General features: G+C 63.5%; 13 protein-coding genes. 9 read left to right on the forward strand and 4 right to left on the reverse strand.

Annotation, left to right across the window (positions count from 1 at the left end; all coding sequences use genetic code 11):
• The coding region (locus VN004_RS19040; RefSeq protein ID WP_325613446.1) for an SDR family NAD(P)-dependent oxidoreductase at positions 1-493 on the forward strand (493 nt) is incomplete at its 5' end.
• Between the two features lie 3 nt (positions 494-496).
• On the opposite strand, the gene VN004_RS19045 is transcribed toward VN004_RS19040, so the two are convergent.
• Together VN004_RS19045 and VN004_RS19050 are read right to left on the reverse strand one after the other, a co-directional pair.
• Positions 497-1,228, reverse strand: coding sequence for an MBL fold metallo-hydrolase (locus VN004_RS19045; RefSeq protein ID WP_325613449.1), 732 nt, complete (start codon positions 1,226-1,228; stop codon positions 497-499).
• A gap of 12 nt (positions 1,229-1,240) precedes the next feature.
• Positions 1,241-2,290, reverse strand: coding sequence for a YeeE/YedE thiosulfate transporter family protein (locus VN004_RS19050; RefSeq protein WP_325613451.1), 1,050 nt, complete (start codon positions 2,288-2,290; stop codon positions 1,241-1,243).
• Between the two features lie 32 nt (positions 2,291-2,322).
• Between VN004_RS19050 and VN004_RS19055 the strand changes: the two genes are divergently transcribed.
• Both VN004_RS19055 and VN004_RS19060 read left to right on the forward strand, forming a co-directional pair.
• Entirely contained in the window at positions 2,323-2,736 is a 414-nt protein-coding gene (locus VN004_RS19055; RefSeq protein WP_325613453.1) for a hypothetical protein, read from the forward strand.
• 264 nt (positions 2,737-3,000) lie between these two features.
• The gene (locus VN004_RS19060; protein ID WP_325613476.1) at positions 3,001-3,180 is read left to right on the forward strand and encodes a hypothetical protein; all 180 of its coding nucleotides are present in this window, start codon (positions 3,001-3,003) and stop codon (positions 3,178-3,180) included.
• 9 nt (positions 3,181-3,189) lie between these two features.
• On the opposite strand, the gene VN004_RS19065 is transcribed toward VN004_RS19060, so the two are convergent.
• Positions 3,190-3,411: a hypothetical protein gene (locus VN004_RS19065; RefSeq protein WP_325613457.1), complete on the reverse strand. Its 222-nt coding sequence runs from the start codon at positions 3,409-3,411 to the stop codon at positions 3,190-3,192.
• An 87-nt stretch (positions 3,412-3,498) separates the two neighbouring features.
• Here VN004_RS19065 and VN004_RS19070 point away from each other — a divergent pair, with 87 nt between their 5' ends.
• The 6 genes from VN004_RS19070 (at position 3,499) to VN004_RS19095 (ending at position 9,495) form a co-directional block, all read left to right on the forward strand.
• The gene (locus VN004_RS19070) at positions 3,499-3,834 is read left to right on the forward strand and encodes a GYD domain-containing protein (protein WP_325613459.1); all 336 of its coding nucleotides are present in this window, start codon (positions 3,499-3,501) and stop codon (positions 3,832-3,834) included.
• Positions 3,835-3,938: 104 nt separating this feature from the next.
• The gene (locus VN004_RS19075; protein WP_325613461.1) at positions 3,939-4,937 is read left to right on the forward strand and encodes a hypothetical protein; all 999 of its coding nucleotides are present in this window, start codon (positions 3,939-3,941) and stop codon (positions 4,935-4,937) included.
• 70 nt (positions 4,938-5,007) lie between these two features.
• Positions 5,008-6,954: an acetyl-CoA carboxylase biotin carboxylase subunit gene (locus tag VN004_RS19080; protein WP_325613463.1), complete on the forward strand. Its 1,947-nt coding sequence runs from the start codon at positions 5,008-5,010 to the stop codon at positions 6,952-6,954.
• A gap of 61 nt (positions 6,955-7,015) precedes the next feature.
• Positions 7,016-7,453 carry a DUF1489 family protein gene (locus tag VN004_RS19085; RefSeq protein ID WP_325613465.1) on the forward strand — a complete coding sequence of 146 codons (438 nt, stop codon included), beginning with the start codon at positions 7,016-7,018 and terminating at the stop codon, positions 7,451-7,453.
• 106 nt (positions 7,454-7,559) lie between these two features.
• Positions 7,560-8,498 carry a dioxygenase gene (locus VN004_RS19090; RefSeq protein WP_325613467.1) on the forward strand — a complete coding sequence of 313 codons (939 nt, stop codon included), beginning with the start codon at positions 7,560-7,562 and terminating at the stop codon, positions 8,496-8,498.
• A gap of 172 nt (positions 8,499-8,670) precedes the next feature.
• On the forward strand, positions 8,671-9,495 hold the full coding sequence (locus tag VN004_RS19095) for a FecR family protein (RefSeq protein WP_325613470.1): 825 nt from the start codon (positions 8,671-8,673) through the stop codon (positions 9,493-9,495).
• A gap of 45 nt (positions 9,496-9,540) precedes the next feature.
• Here VN004_RS19095 and VN004_RS19100 read toward each other — a convergent pair.
• A partial coding sequence (locus VN004_RS19100) for a pantoate--beta-alanine ligase (protein ID WP_325613472.1) occupies positions 9,541-9,766 on the reverse strand: 226 nt, incomplete at its 5' end.

Raw genomic sequence — 9,766 nt, forward strand, 5'->3', positions numbered from 1 at the left:
GGAGGTCGAGAGCACGGTCGGTGCGCCGGATGTGGTCATTTACAATGCGAGTTTCCGCACCCGCGGCGCTTTCATCGATCTCGTGCCGGCCGATGTCGAAAAAGCCATCGCGGTGTCGGCCTTCGGCGCCTTTCTGGTGGCGCAGCAGGCCGCGAGGCGCATGCTGCCGAAGCGGCACGGCGCGATATTTTTCACCGGGGCTTCGGCGGGCGTGAAGGGCTATGCCAGGTCCGCGCCCTTTGCGATGGCGAAATTTGCCCTGCGCGGCCTGTCGCAAAGTCTCGCCCGCGAATTGCAACCGCAGGGCATTCACATCGCCCATTTCGTGATCGATGGCGGCATTCGCTCCGAACGGCGGGTCGTCCCGGCCGACAACCCGGACTCGCTCCTCGATCCCGACGCGATCGCTCAGACCTATCTCGACGTGCTGCGCCAGCCGCGCAATGCCTGGACCTCGGAAGTTGAATTGCGGCCCTGGGTCGAGACTTTCTGAGCGCTAGACGTCGACGATCATTCCATCGACCGCGCATTCAAGCTCGACGTCCGCGAGATGCGCCAGCATGTCCTCGCTCAGATGGGTGAGGATCACGCGCTTGGCTCCGATCGCTGGCAGATGCTGGCGCAACACCGTCAGTGTCATGTGCGATTTGCGCAGCTTCTCATACATGTAGCATTCGCAGATGAAGAGATCGGCGCCACGCGCGGCATCGATCAGCACATCGGTCCATTCCGTGTCGCCGGAGAAGCACAAGGTCCGGCTCGCGCTTTCGATGCGATAGGCGAGGCAGGGGCCGGCGCGGTCGTCGTGGCGGACATGAAACGGGGTGACGGTCGTTCCGCAGAAGGATTGCGGCGAGCCGATTGTGACCTCCTGCAGGGTCAACTCGAACGGCAGCGTTCGCTCGCCAGGGAACGAGGTTGCCATCGCGCGGTCATACCAGCTTTTCAATCCGGGTGGACCTGCGATCAACAATGGGCGGGTGCGTTTTACGCCGAACTGCTGATCGAGAATAAAGAAGGGGATGCCGCCAAAATGATCGGCGTGGAAATGCGTCAGGAGGATCGCATCGATGGCGCCGCGGTCGATGCCGGCCTTTTTCATGGCGACTAGCGAGGTTGCGCCGCAATCCATGAGAAACTGACGGTCGCCATCCGTCACATGGATGCAGGTATTGAAACGGCCGCCCGAACCGAATGCATCGCCGCAACCGGCAAACTGAATCTTCATTTCAAGGCCTTGTCACTTGTCGCGCCTTGCGAGATCGGCGCTCGCATCGGCGATATACATATCGTTGCGGCAGGCCACCCGCATCTCGATCTTGAAGACGGAACGCATCGTCAGAAGCGCAACGAGAATACCGAGTAGCAGCGCGGCATAGGCCGGCAGTGCATGCGGCGAAAGCCCCGGTATTCCGTAAAGGATCAGCGCGTCGTTCCCGCCGGGCAGCAGCGCGCAGCCAAGACCCATGAGGATGCCGCCGAAGATGTTGCGCAGCCACGACCATCGCGGCCGCCAGTCGACCCGGAAACTCCCGCGCTGCAGGGTCGAGGCCAACATGCCGAGCAGCACCGCGCCGACCACCAGCCAGCGGCCATAAGGCGGCATCGGCCGGGTGCCGGCGTGGGCCTCGACCACCTGCTGAAAGGTCGAGGTGTAACCCGGCGATCCGAACAGCAGCAGCATGGCACCCGCGGCGACACCCATGAGGAGAGCAGCAGTCGATAGCCGATAAGCCGGTGCCAACACCATCTCGCGCAATGTCGAACCCGCCGGACGGCTGCGCCACAGCCTGATCAATTCGAAGAGGCCAAGGGCGAGCAGGACGGCGCCGACATAGGGCGCGACGTGAAGCAGCGAGGGGATCGGACTGGGACTTGGCGCCGGCCGCACCAGTGTGCCGCTCCCGATCAGCATCACGAAGATCAGCACGCCGAGCACGAAGCCCGCGACCGTGAGCAACATCCCGATCTCGCCATCGACCATCCGCGCCATGGTGGCGTAGGCGCATGCGCCATTGACGCCGGCGCCGATGCCGAACAGCAAGCCGCCGAGCATCGCGGTCATTGTCAATTGCCATCCGCTCAGACTGTTTGCCGATTGCGGCACGAGCAGAAAGACCGGGATGGTGATGGCGAACACCCAGAGCGCCGACTTCACGATGCTGCCGAACATGTAGCCCGTGCCGGAATGCGTGAACTCGGCAACCGCGCGCACCGTGCAGATGCTGGCGCGATGGGCGGCGAAGCCAAGGATCGCGGCAAGAATGCAGGCAAGGATCAGATTGAGCATGAACCGGCAGCCTGACGCAGTCCGCGCGACGAATGTCGCTCTTCATTTTGCTGAAACTTAGCGGTGAAACCATCTCGCGCGAAGGGGGAACCGCCGTTCGCAACCTGCGTTTGTCCGACTCATTCATGGAGGACCAAATGCGACAGATAGGTTTAGCCGCCGCCGCGGCGCTCTGGATCTTGCCGGGCCTCGCTCATGCGCAGGATGCGGCTGCCGGAGCGGCGACGGGTGCGGCTGTTGGCGCTGGTGTGGGTGCGGTGGTTGGCGGTCCGGTCGGTGCTGCCGTCGGCGCAGGCGTGGGCGGGACGGTCGGTGCGGGCACAGCCGACAACGGCCGCGTGCGCGAAGATCGCGTGATCGTCGAAGAGCGCGCGCCGGCGGTCCGCGAACGCAATTGCGTCACAAACGCGTCCGGAACGACCCTTTGTGAAGAGATCCGCCGCTAGCGTTTCAGTACTGCGGCCTGGCTGGCCCTTGGGGGATTCCCCGAGGGCCATTTTCGTCAGGGCTTATCTTTAGCACTCTAAGTATTTGAGAATAAACGAATAACCCTGCACCCCTAAGAAACCTGATTTTTTGCCCCCGTCAGGCGCAAATGGTGCTATAAAGCAACATGTTAATGAAAATTCAGGCCGCAAAGCGGTCTGACGCAGGTAGGGCGAACCTGTCGCGTTAGACGGAGTATCGGTGTGCTGAAATCTCATAAATTCATGGTGGGGCAGACGGTCCGTTACATCGCAGGTCCCCTGAACCGGGCCACCGCGGACGGAACCTTCAAGATCATGAAGCTGCTCCCGCCGGATGGCGACGAGCATCAATACCGGATCAAGAATACCGAAGAGGCGTTCGAACGCGTGGCTCGCGAAAGCCAGCTCGATCGTCATCGCTGAGGCATGTGATCAAGCGGCGCGGTTGATGCGGGCGCGCAGGTCGGCGAAGCCTTCCTGAACGCGGATCTTGAAGCTGTTCCAGTTCGTCTCGACCACGTCCCAGTTCACCATCGGACGGTTCTGCGTGGCGGCGGCGCCCGACGCGACAGTCGAGGTGTGCATGGTGTCGTGATAATAAGCACCGGCTACCAGAAGCAGGGCGCCTAGCAGCATCCCGAGAATAAGTCGCATACGGTGCCTCCATGGAGCGATGCCGTAGCGAACGTACCGGAGGAAAAAAGGTTCCTGCAGCCGGCAAAGCCGTCGTACGGAGGTCAGATGCCGCTATTCATCACGCAGGGGCGATATACGCGCGACGCCATTAAGGGCATGGTGGTCAGTCCGGAAGACCGTTCGGCCGCGGTTTCGCGCCTGCTTGCGAAGGTCGGGGGCAAGCTGATGGGTTATTATGTCACCTTCGGCGATTATGACTTCCTGGTGATCGCCGAGGCTCCAGGGGAGACGCAGATGGCGGCGGTCCTGCTTGCGGCTGCGAGCGGTGGTGGGGTGACTGATCTGAAGACTTCGCTGGCGCTGACATCGGTCGAGGCCAAGGGCGCGATGGCCGCCGCGAGCGATCTGACGCCGTCCTTCCGATCGGCCGGTGGGGTTTGAAAGTCGGAACTTTTTCGGGGCTTGAAGGTGTCTTGCTTCGGCCCGTATTACGGCGTCCAATTGGCTGTCACGGCAGATTGGTGGGATGATGCCGGATTGTATGCATGGGTGATGTGACGGGATTTCCGCTCTGGGGGACGCTGACGATCGCCACAGCGATGGCGATCATCGCTGTGCTTGCCATCATGCGTTACGGCCTTCGTCAGGGGCTGACGATCATCGCCGCGATGGTGCTGGTCTTCGGCCTCGCCGCATTCGCGCTCGAACGATACGATATGCAGAGCAAGGCCGAGCAGCGCCGGGCCATGGAGGCCCGCGTCGGTGCGCTGAACGCTCAGGCTTTGCTGCCCAATTCAAGCCTCGCCTGTCTCGATGCCGTCGGCGGCGATCTCGTCCATGAGGCCTGTGAGCGCGCGCTGTTTGCAGGTCCGGAGCAAATCGCTGCGGCGCTCAATTATGTCGGTGCACGGCTGGATGTTCTGCGCGATATTGCGGCGCTGCCGCGGCGTGAACAAGCTGCCTACGCACGGCTGCTCACCCCGATGCTGCGCGGTCTGGAAAGCGACCGCTTCGGACTTGTTGCTCAGGTCCTGATGGCGCGGGACGAGTGCAAGCCCAGCTCCTGCTACGTCTTCGCTTTCCTCAAGCGGCGCGATCAGATCGTCGCGAATATGAATGAAAATGCCTATGACGCGCGCGTGACGCGCTTTGCGGCCAATTGGGGTGAAAAGCCCGCGGCGGCGAACAATCCCGCGCTTGCGGCCCAGGCTGAAGCGCCGGAGCCTGCCGCTCCGCCGCATTCGCCCGTAAACATCGATTTCCCGACCGCGGCGTCCATCCCCCCGGTCAGCATCATGGCGAATGAGCCGGGCCGCCCTGGACAGAACGGTGTCGGCGAGCTTCCGAAGCCCGAGGCGCGGGCGGAGCCGCGACCCGAACCGCGTGCGGAGCCTCGGCCCCAGCCATCGCCTCCGCCCCGGCGCGCGCAAAAGGCGCAGGCGCCAAGGTCCGCGCCGCCCGAGCCTGCGGTCGCAGATCCATTTCCGCAGCCGGTCAGACCCGCCACGCCCGCGACACCCACCACGACGGGCGCGCAGCAATAACGCTCGGCTCTTCCTTTGCAGCTTTTGTGCGGGCATCCTCCGCGCCGTTCAGCTACGGCGCAGGTGATTCATGTTTGCCTCGGTCCTGATCGCCAATCGCGGGGAGATCGCGTGCCGGATCGCGCGGACGGCGCAGCGCATGGGGCTGCGCACCATCGCGGTCTATTCCGAGGCTGACGCCGATGCGGCGCATGTGCGCCAGTGTGACGAGGCCTATCTGATCGGCCCGGCGCCCGCGCGCGAGAGCTATCTCGTGAGCGACAGGCTGCTTGCAATCGCCAAACAGAGCGGGGCGGATTGCATCCATCCCGGCTACGGCTTTCTCTCCGAGAACGCGGAATTCGCCGAAGCCTGCGCGGACGCCGGGATCGTATTTGTCGGACCGCCTCCCGCTGCAATCCGCGCGATGGGACTGAAGGATCGCGCGAAAGCTCTGATGCAGCAGGCCGGCGTCCCGGTAGTCCCCGGCTATCACGGCGAGCAGCAGGACAACGCCTTCCTCAAACGCAAGGCGTACGAGATCGGCTATCCGGTGCTGATCAAGGCAATCGCAGGCGGTGGCGGGAAGGGCATGCGTCTCGTCGAAAAGCATGCCGATTTCGATGCTGCGATCGAAGCGGCGCGCCGCGAAGCGGCCTCGGCCTTCGGCGACGATCGCGTGTTGATCGAGAAATATATCGCGACGCCGCGTCATATCGAGATTCAGGTCTTCGCGGACAAGCGCGGCAACGCGATCCATCTTTACGAACGCGATTGCTCATTGCAGCGACGCCATCAGAAGGTGATCGAGGAAGCTCCCGCACCCGGCATGACCGAAGACTTGCGCGCGCGGATGGGTTCGGCGGCGATCGCCGCGGCAAAGGCCGTTGGCTATGCGGGCGCGGGCACGGTCGAGTTCATCGCCGATGGATCGGGCGGTCTGAAACGTGACGGCTTCTGGTTCATGGAAATGAATACGCGGCTGCAGGTCGAACATCCGGTGACGGAAGCGGTCACCGGTTTCGATCTGGTCGAATGGCAATTCCGTGTCGCGGCGGGCGAGCGTCTCCCGGTAACGAACCAGGCTGAGATTCCGCTGCGCGGCCATGCGGTCGAGGCGCGCCTTTATGCCGAGGATCCCGAGCGCGGCTTTCTTCCATCGACCGGCAAGCTGGTCTCGCTGTCTTTTCCGGAAGGCGAGGGCCTGCGCATCGACAGTGGCGTCGAACAGGGCGGCGAGATTTCTCCCTATTACGATCCGATGATCGCGAAAGTGATTGCGCATGCCGACACGCGGGAGGCGGCGCTCGATCGTCTCGACGCCGCGCTCCGGCGCACGATCGTCGCGGGGCCGCGCACCAATCTCGCCTTTCTTTCGGCGCTGTGCCGCTCGGCCGATTTCCGTAACGGCGACTTCGATACGGGTTACATTGCCCGGCACTACGATGAACTCGGGCTTGATGTCTCCGGGATCGACAAAGCGGCCGCTGCATGTGGCGCCGAGCGGCTGATCGCACGATTGCGGCCGCAGCCATCCGACCCCGATGCGCCGCCATCGCCATGGGACATAGCCGACGGCTTCCAGCTTTCGGGAGTGCGAACCACAACATTTCCCATAGTCGTAAATGGCGAACCCGGCGTGGCGCTAGTTGATTTCACGAAGGGACGCTGGCGGGTCACAGTGGAGGGCGCGGCGCCCGATCCGGATGCCACTGTGATCGAGACCCCGCAGACAGTCTATGTGCTGCGGGGCGGACGCCAGACGCAGGTCGCGCTCGCGGATTTCGAAGCGGGCGATGCCGACCATGGGACGGGTGACGGCGCGGTGCGCGCGCCGATGCACGGCAAGCTGCTCGCCGTCCTGGTTTCAGACGGCGAAGAGGTTGCGAAAGGCCGGCGGCTCGCCTTGATCGAAGCCATGAAGATGGAACACGCCATCGTGGCGATGCGCGACGGTATCGTCACGGAGATCGCCGCCGTGGTCGGCAGCCAGGTCGCAGAAGGCGCCCGGCTTATGACTATCGCGGAGCAGACCTGACCTGTGGAGAGCACGTGCCGCCGCCTTTGACGGCGCCACCGCGCCGCCGCTAGGAAAGGGCATGCCGCTTCATCTCATTAAATTGTGCGTCGGCTGCGACTCCGTCGACGATCTGAAATCGTGGGTTTCGGCCCGCCTCAAGGAGCAGAAGAAGCGGGGTCGGAAGCCGGAACACGTCCACACAACCCGCATGGTGCCAAAGCGCATGGAGGAGTTGCTGGACGGCGGCTCGCTCTACTGGGTGATCAAAGGGCAGGTGATGTGCCGCGAGCGCATCCTCGATCTGCGCCCGTTCGTCGACAAGGACGGGATCGGACGCTGCCGGATCGTGCTGGACGGCAAGATCAGGCTGGTGACGCCGCGCCCCTACCGCGCTTTCCAGGGTTGGCGTTATTTCCCGGATAGCGACGTCCCGAGCGACCTGGACCGGGCGGCGCGCGGGGCCGCCGCGATGCCGGAACACCTGCGGCGTGAACTGAGCGAGCTTGGATTGCTTTGAAGTTTCGTCGCCTAAGTTGCTATAACAAAAGCGAATTGTTCCAATCCGCCTCGGTGCTGGTGCTCGACAGCCGCCGGAAGGACGGGCTGAGGGTAGAGGAAACGCCATGATCATCGGCGATCAAAACGAAGTCACTGTTGCGGTACTCAAGGCGATCGAAAAGACGCCCGACCCGCGGCTGCGCGAAATCCTGACGGTGATGATCAAGCACCTGCATGGCTTCATCCGGGAGGCGAGGCTGAGTGAGGAAGAGTTTCACCAGGCTTGCAATTTCATCGTGCGGCTTGGCCAGAAATCGGATGCGTCGCACAATGAGGTCGTGCTGATGGCCGGCTCCCTTGGCGTCTCATCGCTGGTCTGCCTCCTCAACAATGGCAACAAGGGGCAGACCGAAACGTCGGCCTCGATGCTCGGTCCGTTCTGGCGGCTGAATTCTCCGCCGACCCCGAATGGCGGTTCGATCGTGCGCTCTCCGACGCCGGGGCCGGTATTGTTCGCGGAATGCAAGGTGGTGGACGGGAAGGGCGATCCGATCGCCGACGCGGTCGTCGACGTGTGGCAATCCTCGACCGAGGGCCTTTACGAAAATCAGGACCCCAACCAGGCCGACATGAATCTGCGCGGCCAGTTCCGCACCGATGCGCAGGGCCGGTTCGCATTCCGCAGCATCCTGCCGGCCGGCTACCCGATTCCGGTCGACGGCCCGGTCGGCGATTTCATCCGCGCGGTGAAGCGGCCGCACAATTACCGGCCCGCGCATATCCATTTTCTGATCTACAAGCCCGGCTTCAAGACACTGATCTCGCAGATCTATGTCAACGACGATCCGCTTCTGGAGACCGACGTTCAGTTCGGCGTCACCAAGGCCCTGATCGGCAATTACGTCCGCCACGAGAACGAAGCGCCGCCGGCGCCGGATGTGGAAGGGCCGTGGTACACGTTCGACTATACATTCGCGATGGAGGCCGGTGAGGCGAAATTGCCGCGGCCGCCAATCTCGGGCAAGGCGGTGAAGGAAACGCCGTCGCCGGCAATGGCGAAGTGAGCGCTGTCGGTTGAAAGATACCGGCGCGAGGAGCCGTGCCGTCACAAATCTTTGAGGGGCGGTTTCGGCGATTGCCGGACGTCGGAGCCTCGGTTAGCAAACGGTCCCTTCCGCCGCGCACTCGCGCAAAATCCTGACTGACGTGTATCCAACTGGCTCAATAACAACGGCTGTGCTCTGCGCTGTTCTGGTTCTGTCGCCTGCGACGGTGCAGGCACAGGCTGGAAATCCGTTTCCGACGCCAATCGGTAAGCCGCCGGCGCGGCCCGCGGCGTCGGCGGGAGCCGTGGTCGGCAGCGTTGCCACCGTCACGCCGGCTGCCAGTGTCGCTCGCCCGGGTGCCGGCACGTCCGGATTGACCAGAGGCGCCGACATTCGCAAGGGCGATCGGCTTTCGACCAACGCCAGCGGTGCGCTCGGCGTCACATTCGATGACGAGACTACATTCAGCCTCAGCGCCAACGCCTCGATCACCGTCGACGAATTCATCTATCGCAAGGGCGCGCGCGGCAATGCCGTCGTCACTGTCGCCCGCGGCACCGTGGGCTTTGTCGCCGAGCAGGTGGCGAAAACCGGCGAGATGCGGATCACCACACCGACGGCGATCGTCGGCGTTCGTGGAACCACGGGTGTGGTCGAAGTCGGGCCGGGTGGTGCGACCAACGTCAAGCTTTATGAGGATGAAAACGGCAGCGTCGGCCGCATCGAGATTTTCGACCGCCAGGGTCAGCGCCTTGCCGAACTTACGCAGGCGGCAACAGGCTATGCCATCCAGATCGTGGCGCAGCGTGTGGTGGCGAATGCGCTGCAGATCTCTCCGCAGCAACTGGTTCGCGACCGCAACATCGTACGGAACGTCTTCAACTTCAAAAATCTTGGCCGCGACATCATCAATCAGCGGCTGAACCTGCGCGATCTGCCGCGGAACATACCGGGCGTGCCGCAACTGCCCTCGATCCCGGGGCTGCCGTCGATTCCGGGCTTCCCGGGCCGGTAAGACAACGCCGCCGCTCGCAGCGGCGTTGTCGGGTTGCGACCAGACTCAGACGCCGAGATTGTCGATCAGCCGGGTTTTGCCGAGCCTGGCGGCAACCAGGAGGCGGATCGGCCCGTCGGCAGGACCTTTGACCTCCGCCAGCGTTTCGGCGTGACGCGCCTCGAGATAATCCAGCTTGAACCCGGCCTGTTCGATCCGGGCGCGACCGTCCGCCAGAACCGCGGCCATCGGCTCGCCGGCCTTGATGCGTCCGGCGCTCTCCTTCAGCACC

It is taken from the genome of Pseudorhodoplanes sp., from assembly GCF_035565855.1.
GTDB lineage: Bacteria > Pseudomonadota > Alphaproteobacteria > Rhizobiales > Xanthobacteraceae > Pseudorhodoplanes.

What these genes read in the sequence shown, in the direction of transcription:
- VN004_RS19045 (WP_325613449.1), bottom strand. Translation starts at nt 1,228, where the DNA reads ATGAAGATTCAGTTTGCCGGTTGCGGCGATGCATTCGGTTCGGGCGGC.
- VN004_RS19050 (WP_325613451.1), bottom strand. Translation starts at nt 2,290, where the DNA reads ATGCTCAATCTGATCCTTGCCTGCATTCTTGCCGCGATCCTTGGCTTC.
- VN004_RS19055 (WP_325613453.1), top strand. Translation starts at nt 2,323, where the DNA reads ATGTCGCTCTTCATTTTGCTGAAACTTAGCGGTGAAACCATCTCGCGC.
- VN004_RS19060 (WP_325613476.1), top strand. Translation starts at nt 3,001, where the DNA reads ATGGTGGGGCAGACGGTCCGTTACATCGCAGGTCCCCTGAACCGGGCC.
- VN004_RS19065 (WP_325613457.1), bottom strand. Translation starts at nt 3,411, where the DNA reads ATGCGACTTATTCTCGGGATGCTGCTAGGCGCCCTGCTTCTGGTAGCC.
- VN004_RS19070 (WP_325613459.1), top strand. Translation starts at nt 3,499, where the DNA reads ATGCCGCTATTCATCACGCAGGGGCGATATACGCGCGACGCCATTAAG.
- VN004_RS19075 (WP_325613461.1), top strand. Translation starts at nt 3,939, where the DNA reads ATGGGTGATGTGACGGGATTTCCGCTCTGGGGGACGCTGACGATCGCC.
- VN004_RS19080 (WP_325613463.1), top strand. Translation starts at nt 5,008, where the DNA reads ATGTTTGCCTCGGTCCTGATCGCCAATCGCGGGGAGATCGCGTGCCGG.
- VN004_RS19085 (WP_325613465.1), top strand. Translation starts at nt 7,016, where the DNA reads ATGCCGCTTCATCTCATTAAATTGTGCGTCGGCTGCGACTCCGTCGAC.
- VN004_RS19090 (WP_325613467.1), top strand. Translation starts at nt 7,560, where the DNA reads ATGATCATCGGCGATCAAAACGAAGTCACTGTTGCGGTACTCAAGGCG.